At 68.6% G+C, this 15,930-nt stretch carries 7 protein-coding genes and 1 pseudogene; 3 read left to right on the top strand and 5 right to left on the bottom strand.

Features of this window, described 5'->3' with window-relative positions; all coding sequences use genetic code 11:
- The first annotated feature begins 3 nt into the window (after window positions 1–3).
- Window positions 4–1,869, top strand: a complete 1,866-nt coding sequence (locus ABZ857_RS05770) for an N-6 DNA methylase (protein WP_357038068.1) — start codon at window positions 4–6, stop codon at window positions 1,867–1,869.
- A 27-nt stretch (window positions 1,870–1,896) separates the two neighbouring features.
- Here ABZ857_RS05770 and ABZ857_RS05765 read toward each other — a convergent pair whose 3' ends face one another.
- The 5 genes and pseudogenes from ABZ857_RS05765 to ABZ857_RS05745 all read right to left on the bottom strand — a co-directional run bounded on the left by ABZ857_RS05765 (window position 1,897) and on the right by ABZ857_RS05745 (window position 8,279).
- Entirely contained in the window at window positions 1,897–5,169 is a 3,273-nt protein-coding gene (locus ABZ857_RS05765; protein WP_357038065.1) for an AAA domain-containing protein, read from the bottom strand.
- Window positions 5,170–5,428: 259 nt separating this feature from the next.
- Entirely contained in the window at window positions 5,429–7,270 is a 1,842-nt protein-coding gene (locus ABZ857_RS05760; protein WP_357038062.1) for a DEAD/DEAH box helicase, read from the bottom strand.
- Window positions 7,271–7,286: 16 nt separating this feature from the next.
- A pseudogene (locus tag ABZ857_RS05755) lies at window positions 7,287–7,535 on the bottom strand (AAA domain-containing protein); the annotation flags it as partial.
- A gap of 74 nt (window positions 7,536–7,609) precedes the next feature.
- Window positions 7,610–8,002 (bottom strand): hypothetical protein, encoded by a 393-nt coding sequence (locus ABZ857_RS05750; protein WP_357038059.1) that lies wholly within the window; start codon window positions 8,000–8,002, stop codon window positions 7,610–7,612.
- 58 nt (window positions 8,003–8,060) lie between these two features.
- Window positions 8,061–8,279, bottom strand: a complete 219-nt coding sequence (locus ABZ857_RS05745; RefSeq protein WP_357038056.1) for a hypothetical protein — start codon at window positions 8,277–8,279, stop codon at window positions 8,061–8,063.
- A 274-nt stretch (window positions 8,280–8,553) separates the two neighbouring features.
- On the opposite strand from ABZ857_RS05745, the gene drmD reads away from it, so the two are divergent.
- Window positions 8,554–11,712 (top strand): DISARM system SNF2-like helicase DrmD, encoded by a 3,159-nt coding sequence (drmD, locus tag ABZ857_RS05740; protein WP_357038053.1) that lies wholly within the window; start codon window positions 8,554–8,556, stop codon window positions 11,710–11,712.
- 435 nt (window positions 11,713–12,147) lie between these two features.
- Window positions 12,148–15,864, top strand: a complete 3,717-nt coding sequence (locus ABZ857_RS05735) for a type IIL restriction-modification enzyme MmeI (protein WP_357038050.1) — start codon at window positions 12,148–12,150, stop codon at window positions 15,862–15,864.
- The last annotated feature ends 66 nt before the right edge of the window (window positions 15,865–15,930 follow it).

The raw sequence follows: 15,930 nt of genomic DNA, 5'->3' as shown, positions 1-15,930 counted from the left end.
ACGATGAGGAGGCCGATGATGGCGGGGGACGAGGCGACCGTCACCGCGGCCGATATCGCCAGAATGGTCGGCGTCGGCCGTGCGGCCGTGAGTAATTGGCGTAAGCGGTACGAGGACTTCCCGGCACCGGTCGGCGGCACCGCGACCAGCCCCACGTTCTCGCTCAAGGCCGTGGAGGAGTGGCTTCTCCACCAAGGCAAGGTCGAGGAGGTCCCGCTCAGGGAACGCGCCTGGCAGCAGATCAGGAACGCCGCCGACGACCTGCACCTGGGAGCGGTGGTCGCCGAGGCCACGGAGCTTCTGCTCGGCCAGGGGAAACGCCGTCTTGTCGCCGCTCCCGCCTGGCGGCTGCTGCAGGAGCTCGCCGAGGAGCAGGGGAGTGCCGAGGCGGCCCGGTTCCTTCTCGACCGTTACGCCGACGTCCACTCCCGCCGGCTGTTCGAGACGCCGCCGGAGATCGCGCAGTTCATGGCGAGGCTGGCCGGCCCGGACGTCCGATCCGTCCTCGACCCCGCGTGCGGTCTCGGGACACTGCTCACCACGATCCGCCACGTGGACCACGCGTACGGTCAGGAGGCGGACGACACCGTCGCACGCCTCGCCCGGACACGGCTGGCTCTGGCAGGGATCAAGGGATCGGTGGGGACCGGTGATTCCCTGCGCTGCGACTCCTGGCCCGATCTCATTGTTGATGCGGTTTTGTGCCACCCGCCGTTCAACGAGCGCAACTGGGGCTACGACGAACTGGCCAGCGACCCCCGCTGGGCGTACGGGCTGCCGCCCAAGGCCGAATCAGAGCTCGCGTGGGTGCAACACGCCCTGTCACACCTGAAACCCGGCGGCATCGCCGTCATGCTGATGCCCGCCGTGGCCGCCAACCGCCGGTCCGGCCGGCGGATCAGGAGCAATCTCCTCCGGCAGGGGACGCTGCAGGCGGTCATCGGCCTGCCGTCGAGGATGGGGGTAGGCACGGGCCTTCCCCTGCACCTGTGGGTTCTCCGCAAGCCGGCCGAGGGCGACCCGGTCCCATCCCACGTTCTTATGGCCGAGGCCGAGCCGGAGACCTTCGACGAGATCGCCGACCGCTGGCAGGAGTTCCGTTCCGCCCCCGGGCAATGGGCGGAACAAGCAGGGCCGGTGTGTGCCGTCCCCATCATCGAGTTGATGGACGAGAACGTCGACCTCACCCCCGGCCGGCACGTGAACATGGAAGACCAGGCGTCGGCACAGCAGTTCCCGGCGGTCCGCGAGCAGCTGCTCCAACGCCTGGAGCGGTTGACCACGATGGTCCCCGCAGCCGTTCCCGCTCCGGCCAAGACGATGCCCTCGGTCGATCTCGCCGAGGTTGAGCGGGCCGGGGCGATCAAGGTGTTCAGCTCGGGACGGTTCGACATATCCGGATCGGGCGACCCCGTCATCACCGACCAGGACCTGTTCTCCGGCACCACACCGCAGTCTCGCACCCAGGCGGACGACCGCATCGTCACAGAACCGGGTGACGTCGTCGTAGCCGCCAGAGCAGGCGAGTTCGCGGTGAGAGTCGTCACGGAGAAGGGTATCGTGCTCGGCCCGCGACTGACCCTCCTGCGGCCCGACCCGCAACGGATCGACGCGTACTTCCTGGCAGGCTTCCTGAAGGCGACCTCCACCGGGCCGGGCAGCGGCTCCCAATCGAGCATCAGCCGGTTCGACCCGCGCCGGGTGCTGGTGCCGCGCATGCCCGTCGAGGAGCAGCGGCGCTACGGCGAGGCATTCCGGAAAGTCTTCGAGTTCGAAGACGAGCTCCGGAACCTCGACATCGCGGGCCGCGCCACCGCCACCGCCATCGTCAAAGGTTTCGGCACGGGCGAGCTCACTCCTCCGGCCTGAGAATGTCGTCAGCGCGTCCGGCCGATCTCAGACGGTGCGATCGGCGCGGCTGCCGCGAAAGACGACGTCGGCCGTCCACGCCTGTCTACCTGACCGTCCCGGGCAGGCTTTGTTGTAGCAGCGCCAATACCAACGCCCATTCTGACGGCGTCGCAGATCGACCTGCGGCTGCCGGCAGCGATCGCAACGAGGGGGCCGGCTGAAGTCCTCCGCGTGTTCGTGCTGCAGGATCTTGCGAGCGAAGTGGCCGCCGCGCATGGTCACCATCACTTCCCGTGTCCAGCTCTGGGAGAGCACGTTCTGGCTGCCCAGCATGACGAGGAACTCGTCGATGACGACGATCTTCTGGTGCATGACGTTGACCTCGATGACAGCGGGAACGATCGCGCGGAGTTCGGCCAGGCAATCGGCGAAGCTCTGCTTCTGCTGCATAGAGTCGCTGGGATCCCGGACGAAGACCGTGACGCGGACACCGCGGGCCACCGCGTCCTTCAGCGCGGGGAGGATGGTCCTGACCCGCGTGGCCACCCAGGGAGACCACAGCCAGACGGAGTGGCGTGCTTCGGCGAGGCGGGCGGCGAAGGTCTCATAGAACGAGCGCTCGTCGTCGACGGCGGTGATCTCCACGTGGCGCCCGAGGACGTCGGCCAGCCGGGCGCCGAAGGGGCCGAGGTCGGCAGCGGCGTCGGCGGGTGGTGAGATCAGCTTCGTCGCCTCCAACCGGCGGATCTTCCGCTCCCGGCGCAGGGCGGCGATGTGACCGAGCGCGGTTCCGGCACGTGCGTGAGAGACCCGGTCGCCGCTTCCGATGACGTAAAGCCGGGTCCGGACTCGCGTGACGGCGACGTTGAACAGGCGCAGCCCTTCGCGCTCCCAGCGTCCGGCACTAGGGAGTGCGGATGCGTCGGCCATCCACATGCCCTCTCCGTGACGCCCTTCCACCGTGTCGAAGACGACGATGGGGAACTCCCGGCCCTGGAAGCGATGGGCCGTGCCGACCTCGACCAACTGCCGATCATTCTGCTCGATGTCGCGCAGCGCCTCCAGGGTGGCCTCTGCCTGGACGCCGTAGGGGGTGACGATTCCCGCCGTTTCGCCGTCGTCCTGATGAAGGTCGATGAGGGCGCGGGAGAGCAGGATTCCTGCCGGCCACCAGCCGCTCTTGCGGCCCGTACGGTGGACCTGGGCCAGCTCGTGCAGGCCGTCCGTGTCGATGAAAACGATCTCCGGATCGTCGAGGGTGCGGGGCCGCACTCCAGTGCCCGCCTTGAGGACTCCGCCGTAGGCGAGGCGGTTGGCCAAATCCATGACGTACGGACCGAAGCGGTGCTGGGTGTCCATGACCAGGCAGCCCGGATGGTCGGCGGCGGCTTCCGGCGAGGCGACACGGCAGTGCTCGTAGACGTCGGGGACCAGCCAGCGGCGGATGTCGGGCCGCTCACTGTCTTTGATCGGATTCGGCAGCACCGCGCCGAGCTGCATGAAGTCGCCGAGCAGAACGGCGCAACCCGAGGCCTTGGCCGTGGCCAGCAGGACCTCCGGCAGTGTTGCGGCCCCGACCTCGTCGATCAGCACGACGTCGTAGGGGCCCGCGAGGACGGCCTTGGTGGTGCGGAATCTGGCAAGTGTCGTGGCCACCAGCCGCGCCGCTTTGATGATCTCCCCCTGAGCATCACGGGCAAGCCGGTCGTACTCCTCCTGTAGCTGGGTGTGCTGTTTCTCCAGTTCGGTGCGGCGAGCGGCTTCCCGAGACGCCTTCCTGCGCAGAGCCTCGGCCTCCGCATGGTGAGCGGGCCATTCATGCCGGTCGCACTCGGCCACCAGCTCTTCCGCGGCCCGAGACATCGCCTGGGCCTGCCGTAGGCTTTCGAGGCGATCCAGGGTCTCCATCTGGGTCGTCTGCAGACCGCTGAGCTCGGTGGCCGCCCGGCGCGCAGTGTCCTCGCGGCCCGTGATTTCGTCAGGGCCGAACGGGATGCGGGCGACGACCTGCGTCAGCGCCGCTTCGGTGTCCTCGCGGAAGCGTTCCGCCGTACGGCGGGCCGTCGCAGCGTGGGAGCGCAGCTCATCTCGGCGGGACATCGCGTCCACGAGTGCGCGCTCGTGCTCCGCCAGCCTGCCTCGATCTCGCCATCTGACCTTCCCCGAAGCGCGTCGCAGCTTCCTGATCTCGCCTTCGATCCGCGCGCAGTCGTTCTCTGCGAGCAGAGCACGAGCCTCGGCCTGTGTGGCGGCCTCCTCGACCTTCACCACTTCCCGGCGCCTCTCCTCGACCCGCTGCCACTCACGCCGTGCGGGGAGCGCCTCGGCGGCCGCCCGCTCGGCGGCATCGCATCGCCGCTGCGCGTCCGCCGCAGCCCGTGCGCCGTTCTCCGCGGCCCTTTCGCATGCCGTGAGAGCTTCCACCAGCGACTCGGTGCTGAGGCCGGGCGTACGCAACCGGGCCCGCGCCTTTTCGTATGCGGCGGCGTCGAAGCCGGTGAGCCGGGCATCGAGATGGTGCAACCGGTCTTCGTCGCGACGCATCTCCAGAAGCTTCGCCGCCACGGCCCGGCGTCGCTCTTCAACCTCGGCCAGCCGCGCGCGCACCATCAGAGGCAGGCAGACGTCCGGATCTTCGGCGACCTCTCGAAGTTGCGGCGGCCCCACCCGGACGATCTCGCCCGGCCGATGACGCTGCTGTGCCAGCACCCCCTTCAGGGCGTTGTCAACGGCGATGTTGGTGCTGGAGACCAGCAGGATCCGCTTGCCGGCCGCTATCAGGTCACCGATCGCGGCCTGCAGCAGCCGCGTCTTTCCGGTCCCGGGAGGTCCCCATACCAGCCAGACGCCCGCTCCGAGGCAGGCTCGATATGCCAGCTGCTGGGCAGGTAAGAGCCCCGGGGGCACCGGAGCCGCCGCCAGGGTTCCGCCGATTTCGCCGCGGGCGAGCAGGTTGGCGAGACCGCCGTCGGCGAGTCCGGCGATGCCGTCGCGCAACGCGGTGAGCAGGAAGGCCGACGGGTGCCGCAGGATCCAGACGTGTGGGTCGGACGGCTCGGCGAACTCTGCCACCCGTATCCGCAGTAAACGTCCTTCCACCGTCGCGTCCATCGCCGGAAAGCCGGCCCTCACGCTGTCCGGTTCCGCGCCCGCCAGACATAATTCGTTCAGCTGATCGGCGCTCAGATCCGAACCCCGGATGTCGACCACGAAGATTCCGGGCTCGGACGTGGACCGTGCGGCGCCGACCCGTCGCCATTGCGGCGATCGCCCGCCTCCGCCTTCCAACGCGATCCATTGGTCCAGTGCCGTAGCCACCTCATCACGCCATCCCAAGCGGCCCCTCCACGCCAACGACACCCCATGTGGCCGAATGCCCCGTCGATTCGGCGACGTTTGCCCGGCAGTCGATGCTAAATCATGCGCTGAGGCACTTCTCGCCTTTCCGAATTTTGTCCGGATGTTTCACCTGGCATTCGGTCCGTCGTTATTGTTGGCGGCGTTCCTCGGATCGAAACTCGCGCAATAGAGCGAATACGTGATTCGGGAGAATTCGCAGTCGGCGCAGTGGGCGCTGTCACCTCATTCGTGAGCGGCGCCGTCTGGCGTTGCTCCCCACCATCGTTCGATCACAGGCCGGGCACTCGTAGCGAAGGTCCGGCTGTCCCGCGCGGCCCTGCTCGTAGCGGACGAGCATGCGCCGGCAGCGTCCGCAGTCGTCGCCGGGACGGCCACTCCCGGGTGCCGCTCCCGAGCGCCGCCGCTGCATGCGCCGTACGGCGTCGGCGAACGCATGGTGTTCGGTCCGCAGCACGACACCGGTGCTGGGGCCGAGCAGCGATTCGGCGGCGGACCACATCACGTCGCCGATAACGGCGCACGACTCCAACACGGGCAGGCAGGGACGGACGTTGACGCCGTCGCGCCGGGCGTACAGGGCCTCCGTGGGCAGGTGGCCGTCGGCCTCCGGCTCGATCCAGATGTTCACCGCCTCCGACTCGGGGTCGTCGTCGCGGATCGACCGCAGCGCGGGGAGGAGCTCGATCAGTCCCCGTACGGGTGCGCGCGGCAGCCACATGTCGACCGTGGCCGCTGCGCGGATGTCGTCGCGCAGCCGATCAACGATCCCGCTCGTGACACGTTCGGTGAAACCACGGGAGAAGGCGGGCAGGTGGTCCCAGGGCAGGCGTGTGGCCCGATCGAGCAGGTGGGCGAAGAACGTCCAGACGGGGTCTCGGGGGGACCCGTGCGGATGCAGGTGATCGAGGGCGCCCATGACCACCAGGTGATCGCGGGCGCGGCTGGCCGCCACGTTGAGCAGGCGGGCTCCCTTGCTCCCGGTGCCGCCTTCCGTGAACCACCGGTGGAGCCGGGACACACCACGACCGCTGTCGACGGTGTCGTACACGACGATGTCGCGCTCGCCACCCTGGAAGCGGTGCACGGTGGAGGCCGCCCACTCGTCGAGGTGTGCCTCGGGCAGGAGCGACTCCAGCAGGCGGGCCTGAGGCGCGAACGGAGTGATCAGAGCGAGGTCCCGGGTCTGTTCGCTCGCCCCGGCCACCAATGCGGCCGCCAGCTGTGCGTGCATGAGGTTGTACCGCGAGAAGACTCCCTGCCTGCGGGCGGTGCGGGCTTTCATACCGGAGGCGTCGACGACCACCAGTTGGGCGCTCGCCCATGGCGCCCGGCTTCGGATCGCTCTGCCCGCGACGCTCGGGGCCGTGACGAGCGGGCTCTCGGGGTAGAAGGCCGTGCTGACGATGTGGCCGATATGCTCACGCATCCGGTACTGCTCGGTGAGGGCGGCCAGGCGGGCGGGCATGCGGCCCTCGGACAGGGCGCTCGCGATCCCCGCTTTCTCGAAGGGGCTGCGCCGCAGCCACTCCTGAGCGGCGGGGGTGTCCGCCACGGCGACCGGCGGCAGGTGACGGAAGTCCCCGGCGATCACCGTGTGCCCGCGGCCGGCCCCGGCGACGAGCATGGCGAGGGCGGCGCTGGTCATACTGGCCTCGTCGAGGACGACCACGTCGAAGGAGATCTCCTTGAGGGTTTCCAGGACGACCTGGTGAGCGGTGGCGGCGACCACGGTCGCCTCCCGGCAGATCTGCCGCCGCACGTCACGCAGGCTCCTGTCCAGTTCACGTACGACCGCCTGCAGCTCGGCGATCTCCGTCTCGGCGCGCAGCCGTGTGGTCTCCTGCCTGGGCGTGAGCTGCCCCTGGTCCGGCTTCAGCGCGTTCAGTGTCCTGCGCAGTTCGCGCAGCCGCCGGCTCACCTCGACGCGGTGCTGCGCCAGTGGGGCGCCGCGTTCGGCCGCGATCTCGTCGATGAGGACGCGGCCCTCCGTCCGGTCGGCCAGCGACTGGTCGGCCGGCTGGCCGAGGCGCACCAGGGCGCCGTTCGCGAGCTCCGGCATGCGCTTCAGCAGTTGACTGGACCGCCACATCCAGCGCCGCGTTCGTCGGCGCGGCGAGCAGCACGCGCTTCCCGCGCCTGCTCAACGTCGCGATGAGGGCGGAGACAGTCGTGGTCTTGCCGGTGCCCGGAGGGCCCCACAGCCACGTGAGCGTCGGCGCGAGGGCGAGCTCCACGGCGTTGCGCTGCCCGGCGTTCAATCCGACCAGCTCTCTGGCGAGCGGTTCCCCGCGTGCGGTCGAGACCCGGCCCCGCTCCGGCGTCACAACGGCCAGCGCGGCGGCCGCGTCGAATCCGGGGCCGCCGTGGGCCAGCTCGTCCAGCCGCTTGCTCTGGGTCGTCAGCAGCCACGACAGGTCCAGCCGCAGGGTCGCCTCCCGCGCCGTAGGAGCTCCCGGAGGCAACGAGAGGTGACGACGTTGCCGAAGACCGAGACCACCTCGACCTCTATGGCGAGCTCCTTGACGATCAGAGTGGCCGGGCTTCCCTCGGCCACGCCGAGCTCGCCCTGGGCCTCGAACCGCATCAGCGTGCGGCGGCCCGCCGCACCCGCCTCGTCGCCCCCGGACAAAGGCACGTCGCTCTGCGTCCGGCGGTTCGTCACGGTCTTCAATTCGTCGCGGAGCGCACGGGCCGCCCCCGCGGCCACCTCCGCCCAGCCGGAAGGGACGGGGCCCGTGGGCGGGACGGGCTCGACGGCGGGGAGACCGGCCGCCTCCGCCAGGCGACGCACGACCGCTACCGCATGTTCCTCGAAGAGGTTCTGCCCGGGGGTCTCCTGCCGCTGGGGTTTATCGACGACCGGTGTGGCCCGGCCCCGGGGCACCCATGGGATCGCCGTCAAGGTCGGCGATCCCATGGGTGACGCAGGTCTCCCAGAGCAGGCCGAAATCGATGCGCCGCAGGCCCGCCTGCTGCACCGCCTGCAGCAGCGCATCGCGTGGCACGGGACCGGAGGCGAGCGCCTTCTGCACCACAGTGACGAGCTTCGCCTCCCGGCGATCCGCCATGTGACTCCCATCGGCCGGCGTAGGGGGCTGCCATGCGTAGCGCGCGTTTAGGGTCACGAGTAGATCACCTGTGAATTCGAGACACAACCCTATCCTGATATAGACAGGTATTGATGATCTGGCGTAGATTGCGGCGCGTGCTTCCGGACGGGGATCTTCCCGCAGTCGGCTTTGGACCGATCCTTCAGGCCATGATGCAGGAGCCGCATTACGGTGTCTTGGTGTAGCGGAGCACGGCGCAAGCTGGCAAGGGTCGTCGGCGAGGGGTGAACGGGTGACGAGCGCGACGTCGGAAAGACCGGCCATCGGCGAGCTGGTCGCGGTGCGCGGGCAGCGATGGGTGGTCGGGGAGGTCGAGCCCGGCGAGAGCAGCACGCTGGTGACCCTGCAGAGTGTCGAGGACGGCCGGTACGGCGACACGCTGGAGGTCGTCTGGGAGATCGAGCCCGGCCGCCGCGTGCTGCCCAGCGGCTCGCTGCCCGACGTGACCCCTGACGGGTTCGACTCGCCCGAGCGGCTCGCCGCGTTCCTCGACGCCATTCGCTGGTCGGCTGTCACCAGCGCCGACGTCAAGACCCTGCAGGCGCCGTACCGCTCCGGGGTGGCCATCGAGGACTACCAGCTCGAACCGGTCTCCCGCGCCCTCGACGCGCCCCGCGTCAACCTGCTGCTCGCCGACGACGTGGGCCTCGGCAAGACCATCGAGGCCGGGCTCGTCGCCCAGGAGCTGCTGCTGCGTCACCGCGCACGGACCGTGATGATCGTGTGCCCGGCGGGCCTCACGCTCAAGTGGAGGGACGAGATGGCCGAGAAGTTCGGCCTCGACTTCACGATCATCGACACCGAGCGCTGCGCCCAGGTCCGCCGTACGCACGGCAGCGCGGCCAACCCGTTCACGGTCTATCCGCTGAGCATCGTGAGCCTGCCCTGGCTGCGCGGACAGAAGGCGCAGCGGCTGCTCGACGAGGTGCTCGACCCTGGTGTGATGGAGCGCCGCTTCGACCTGCTCATCCTCGACGAGGCCCACCACGTGGCGCCCGCCGCGCCCAAGCAGGTGTACGCCGTCGACTCCCAGCAGACCAAGCTCATCCGCCGCCTGGCCCCGCATTTCACCCACCGGCTGTTCCTGTCGGCGACGCCGCACAACGGCTACCAGGCGTCGTTCACCGCGCTGCTGGAGATCCTCGACGACCAGCGGTTCGCCCGCGGCGTCGACCCCGACCAGGCCGCGGTCAAGGAGACGGTGATCCGGCGGCTCAAGCGTCACATCGTCAACGCCGACGGCACCAAGCGGTTCGTCGAGCGGGAGGCGAGCGCGATCCCGGTCGTCTACCCGCCGGGCGAGCGCGAGGTGCACGACCTGCTCAAGCGGTTCGCGCAGGTGCGCCGCGCCCGGCTCAACAAGAACGTCAAGGGCCGCAAGGCCGCCGACCTCGTGACGCTGCTGCTCAAGAAGCGCCTGTTCTCCAGCCCCGCCGCCTTCGCCCACACCCTCGACGTCTACCTCGACGGCGTACGGGAACCCGTCCAGGTCCAGCAGCAGGCCTGGCAGGACGACGACGCTGACGGCGAGGAGTGGATGGACGACTTCTGGGAGGAGACCGCCACCCTCGACGACGAGCCACTCGCCGAGGCCGAGGACGACGCGCTCTCCCTGGCCGCGCCGCTGCAGGGCGTCGCCGGCGACGAGGAGATCGAGCTGCTCACGCGCATGCGCGCCTGGGCCCGCGACTACGAGTCCTCGCCCGATACCAAGGCGCGCGAGCTGATCGACTACCTGCGGTCCGTCTGCCGCCCCGACCAGCACTGGTCGAACGAGCGGGTCGTGGTCTTCACCGAATATCGCGACACCCAGAAGTGGCTGGTCGACCTGCTGCGGCAGGAGGACCTCGGCGACGAGCACCTCGCCGTGCTGCACGGCGGCATGTCCGCCGAGGAGCGTGAGCAGCTCCGGGTGGCGTTCCAGAAGGACCCGAGCGAGCATCCCGTACGCATCCTGGTCGCCACCGACGCCGCCAGCGAGGGCATCGACCTGCAGAACCACTGCCACCGGCTGGTGAACTACGACATCCCGTTCAACCCCAACAAGCTGGAGCAGCGCATCGGCCGCGTCGACCGCTGGGGCCAGAAGCGCACGCCCGACATCCGCCACTTCGTGGGCACCGGCTGGGACACGGCCGTCGACTCGTACGAGGCCGACCTGGAGTTCCTGTCCCGGGTGGCCAACAAGGTCGCCCAGATGGAGGAGGACCTCGGCTCGGTCAACGCCGTGCTCGCGCGGGCCGTGCAGCGGCGCATGCTCGGTGACATCGCCGACTACGACGTCGAGCAGGCCGGTGACCCGGCGAGCGCCGTCCCGGCCGAAACGAACGTTCGTGACCAGGTGCGCAAGCTCCGCGCCAACCTGGACGAGACCGTGGCCGAGCTGGGCATCACCCCGGCGAACGTCAAGCGGGTCGTCGACACCGCCCTGTCGCTGGCCCGGCAGCAGCCGCTCACACCGCATCTCGACGAGAAGCACCTCACCGAGGGGCTGTACGGTGTGCCGCCGCTGACCGGTTCTTGGGAACGCGCGGGGGCTGGGTTGCTGGCCAAGACGACGCGCAAGGACGAGACGCCGCGACAGCGGCCGGTGACGTTCGACCCCGAGGCCACCTTCGATCCCGAGGGCCGGGTGCGTGACGACGTCGTGCTCGCTCACCTGGGCCATCCGCTCGTCGCCATGTCCACCCGGCTTCTGCGCGCCGCCGTCTCCAACGCCGAGATCGGCCTGCATCGCGTCACCGCCGTCGTCAGCGACGACCCCGCCTTGGAGACCACCCTGGCCGGGGCGTTCTCCCGGTTCGTGCTGGTCGGCGGGGACGGCGTGCGGCTGCACGAGGAGGTCCTGTACGCGGGCGGCTGGGTGCCTTCGGACACCGGCCGGTTCCGCCGGCTGGAGAACCTGACGGTGCTCGGCGGCATCCTCGACCGCGCCCTGTCGCAGGGAACCCCCGCCTCCGCCCCCGTACGGCACCGCCTGGCCGGGCTGTGGCCGAAGATCAGTGATCCGCTTCTGCAGTCGATTGACTGGCGGATCAACGGCAAGGATCAGAAGCGGGACCAGCTCGAACGCAAGCTCGCCCAGCGGATGGAGGCCGAGCAGGCCCGCGTCAAGGCCAACCTGGAGCGGTTCGAGGCCACCTTGCGGGCCAAGCTCGCCGAAGGTGACCAGGAGGGCGACGCGTTGTTCAGCCGCCACGAGGCGGTGTCCAAGGAGGAGCGCGACCAATACCGCAGAGACCGCAGATCCTGGGAGGAACGCCTGGCCGGGCTCGGCCGGGAGCGTGACCGGGAGCTGGAGGAGATCGCGGCGCGCTACCGCGACCCCCGGGCGCACCGGTTCCCGGTGGCCGTAGTCTTCGTCGTGCCGAGGCGGGAGGCAGTCCGATGAGCAGGTTCAGGAGCACCTTCACCAGGGACGTCGACCACCAGGGGTGGCTCGCGCTGGTCGAGGTGAGCGGGCCGTTCCTCAGCCTCCCGGTGCTGCGCGCCACCTGGCCCGCCCTCGACGCGATCGACAAGCAGCAGCGCGACAGGCTCCGCCTCGCCCACACCGCCTGGCAGCAGGGCGGCGACAGCCGCGCCTGGATTGCGCACGTCCTGCGCGGCCTGCTGCGCTGGGACGAGGCCGTCCACATCGGCGGGCTCGACCACCTGGCCGTCGACGTGCCCGAGCACGACACCACCATCACGCCGGCGTTCGCGCTGGCCGTGCCGGGCCACCAGCCCAAGCCCGACACCGTACGGCTGCTCGGCATGATCACCAGCGGGCACCCCACGGCCCGCATGAAGCACGCCAAGTGGGCCCGCCACCCCCGCCGACCGCATGGCGCAGTTGTGCCGCCACCACGGCGTGGAGCTCGGCCTCGTCACCGACGGCCGCTGGTGGACGCTGGTCTGGGCGCCGCGCGGCGGCGTGACGACCACGGCGACGTTCGACGCCATCCCGTGGCCCGAGGCGGCCGAGCGCGACGTGCTGCGCGCGTTCGTCTCGCTGCTGGGCTTCGACCGGTTCTTCTCGTTCCCCGACTCCCAGCGGTTGCCCGCGCTGCTCAAGGCCAGCCTCGACAGCCAGGAGGACATCACCGAGGCGCTCGGCGTCCAGGTGCGCCAGGCCGTCGAGCTGCTCGTCGCCGCCATCGGCCGGGCCGGCGTGCCCGACGACGTCACCGCGCACGAGGTCTACCGCGGCGCGGTCTCGGTCATGATGCGCGTCGTCTTCCTGCTGTTCGCCGAGGAACGCGGCCTGCTGCCGTCCGACAACAAGGTGTACGCCACGGCGTACTCGGCCGGGCGCCTGTGCGCCGAGCTGGAGCAGCGCGCGATCGAGGGCAGCGAGGAGGAGCTGGAAAACAGCCACGCCGCCTGGCACCGCCTGCTCGCGTTGTTCCGCGCCGTGCACAGCGGAGTCGAGCACCCGCGCCTGACCATGCACGCCCACGACGGGTCGCTGTTCGACCCCGACGCGTACGCCTGGATGCCGCTCACGATTGACGACCGCACGGTCATGCACATGCTGCGCGCCGTGCAGTACGTCGAGGTCGGCAGCGGCAGGAACCGCGAGCGCCGCAGGCTCAGCTTCCGCATGCTCGACGTCGAGCAGATCGGCTATGTGTACGAGGGCCTGCTGTCGTTCGACGGCTTCCGCGCGGCCGACGTGGTCGTCGGCCTGGTCGGCAAGCCCGGCCGCGAGGAGGAGGTCGAGCTCTACGACCTGGAGGCCTTGGCCCGGAACGCTTCCGGTGACCTGGCCGAGAGTCTGGCGGAGAAGTACAAGGACTCGGGCATCGGCAGCCCGGCCGCGCTGCGCAAGCGGCTCGCGCCGCTCGACGAGGCCGGCTCGTTGGAGACCACCCGCAGGTTGCTCGCCGTCACCGGCGGCGACGCCAACCTGGCCAGGCGGCTGCTGCCGTACGCCGGGCTGCTGCGCGACGACCTGCGCGGCCTGCCCGTGGTCATCCTGCCCGGCGCGTTGTACGTCACCGAGTCGGCGCTGCGCAAGAACACCGGCACCCACTACACGCCGAAGTTCCTGGCCGAGGACGTGGTCAAGAACGCTTTGGAGCCGCTGGTCTACTCGCCGGGACCGCTGCAGACGGCCGACCGCTCCCAGTGGAAGCTGCGCAGCTCGGCCGAGATCGTCGGCGGCGACGGCCACCGCGGCCTGAAGATCGCCGACATCGCCATGGGCTCGGCGGCCTTCCTGGTGGCCGCCGCGCGCTACCTGGGGGACCGGCTGGTCGAGGCGTGGTCGCAGGAGGGCCGCGAGGAGGCCGCGGCATACCTGGAGACCGCCGAGGACCGTACCGTCGACGCCGACGCCGACCCCGTCGTCATCGAGGCCCGGCGGCAGGTCATCGAGCACTGCCTGTATGGCGTGGACATCAACCCCATGGCCGTCGAGATGGCCAAGCTGTCGCTGTGGCTGGTGTCGATGGACGCTACCCGGCCGTTCACCTTCGTGGACGACCGTCTCGTGGTCGGCGACGCGCTGCTCGGCATCACGTCGCTGGAGCAGCTGGAATACATGCACCTCGTGCCGTCGCGCGGGCGCAAGCTGTTCAAGGACTCGGCGCTCGACTTCACCAAGGACGTGCAGCGCATGGTGCGCGGCACCGCTGACAAGCGACGACGTCTCGTCGACATCTCCGTGAAGGAGAACGGGATCGACGCGCTGAACAAGAAGCGCAGCATCCTGTTCGAGATCGACAGCGAGACCCGGCAGCATCGGCTGTTCGCCGACCTGCTGGTGGGGGCGTCGCTAATGTATGCCAATGAGCAGGAAGGACTGAATGAGACATCAGTCCCGAACCAGCCAGAAAAGACGCGCGGTTTTGACCGAGCTTCGCTGCAAGCAGCCCAGCTTGCCAATGGGGCCGGGAAGGGCGAGCCGGAAGCGCCATTGCGGGTTGAGGAGATGAGGAAGGCATGGTTGCGGGCTGAGAATGAAATAAGCGGCTCAACTCGAGTGCCGATGCACTGGCCCCTAGCCTTTGCCGAGGTCTTCGATATTCAGCCGATAGCGAATGCTGAGAACAGCAAGGCGACCTCGGCTGAGCCCGGCTTCGACGCGATAATCGGCAACCCGCCCTTCTTGGGCGGGTTGAAGTTGAAGACGGCGCTGGGCGAACATTATCGCGATTATCTCGTAGAGTTTCTGGGGCAGGGGGTTCGCGGTAACCGGGGCACGGGAGATCTTGCTGCCTATTTTCTCTTGCGGGCTCACAGCCTACTTCATAAAGGGGGGCAGCTGGGAATTATCGCTACCAACACTATAGCGCAAGGCGACAGTCGTAAAGTAGGGCTCGATCAGCTCCTGACTGGTGGGTCGACTATTCGACAGGCGGTGAAAAGTCGCCCGTGGCCTTCGAAGAGTGCGGTCCTCGAGTACTGCGCAGTTTGGATGAGTCGTGCGCGCATGAGTGACATGGCTCAATGTATTTGGGACGGGAAGGTGGTGCGGGGGATTACGGCATCCCTCGACCCAGAGTCCCGGGCAATTGGGAACCCTCACCGGCTCGCGGCGAGTTCAGGGATAGCGTTTCAGGGGGCCAATGTCCTTGGTCTCGGATTCACAATGGAGCCAGCCGCTGCGAGCGCATTGATAAGTAGGGACGCTAGAAATAAGGAGGTATTATTTCCATATCTCACTGGAGAGAATTTGAACTCCAGTCCTGACTGCTCGCCTAGTCGTTGGATAATTCATTTTCAGGATTGGTCGGAAGGTAGGGCTCGTTCTTATATAGAGCCCTATAATCAGGTGCTGCGGCTCGTGAAGCCGGAGCGTGATCGCAACAAGTACAGCAAATCGGCTCGGGAGCGCTGGTGGCAATTCTTGGCCATGCGACCAAATCTGCAAGCTGCCATAGCTGGCCTTGATCGAGTCGCCGTTATCGCCAGAGTAAGCAGAACTGCCATGCCTGTGATGGTGTCGACTGGGCAGGTTTTCAGTGAGATGATCGTCGTATTCGCGACGGATGACACCGCAGTGCTGGCACTTCTATCGAGTGCGCCCCATTACTGGTGGGCCATCTCCCGAGGGTCCTCTATGAAAGGAGATCTCCGATACACGCCTACTGATGTATTCGAGACGCTCCCGTTACCTGGGCTGACGCAGGAGATGCGGGAGCTTGGTGATCGGCTCGACACGTACCGGCGGGAGTTGATGCTCGCCCGGCAGGCCGGCCTGACCGCGACCTACAACCTGGTCAACGACCCCGCGTGCCAGGACGAGGACATCGTCGAGCTGCGCCGCACCCACCGGGATATCGATGCGGCGGTCTGCCGGGCCTACGGCTGGAACAGTATGCTCGACAAGCTCGATCATGGCTTCCATGCGGTGGGCGGCCGGGAGACCCGGTACACGGTCGGCCCCTACGCGCAGCGCGAGTTCGTGGACCTCCTGCTCGAACTCAACCACGCCCGCTACGCCGAAGAGGTCGCCAAGGGCCTCCACGACAAGAAGAAGTCCGCCAAGCCCAAGCCAGCCAAGCCCGCTCGTACCCCCAAGAACCCCGAGGCCGCACCTCCCGGCCTGTTCTGAAGCGGTAGCGGCTCGCGTCGGGAGCGCTCATAGTTCGAGTGACAGCCGATGCGCTTCAGCCTGTCC

It is taken from the genome of Microbispora sp. NPDC046933 (assembly GCF_040644635.1).
In the GTDB taxonomy this organism is placed as follows: Bacteria; Actinomycetota; Actinomycetes; order Streptosporangiales; family Streptosporangiaceae; genus Microbispora.
The sequence above is the reverse complement of the archived record's forward strand: the minus strand, read 5'-3'. Positions and strand labels throughout refer to the sequence as shown.

Excerpts from the sequence above, each read along its gene's own strand:
- ABZ857_RS05770 (WP_357038068.1), top strand. The coding sequence starts at position 4 with ATGAGGAGGCCGATGATGGCGGGGGACGAGGCGACCGTCACCGCGGCC.
- ABZ857_RS05735 (WP_357038050.1), top strand. The coding sequence starts at position 12,148 with ATGGCGCAGTTGTGCCGCCACCACGGCGTGGAGCTCGGCCTCGTCACC.
- ABZ857_RS05760 (WP_357038062.1), bottom strand. The coding sequence starts at position 7,270 with ATGCCGGAGCTCGCGAACGGCGCCCTGGTGCGCCTCGGCCAGCCGGCC.
- ABZ857_RS05745 (WP_357038056.1), bottom strand. The coding sequence starts at position 8,279 with ATGGCGGATCGCCGGGAGGCGAAGCTCGTCACTGTGGTGCAGAAGGCG.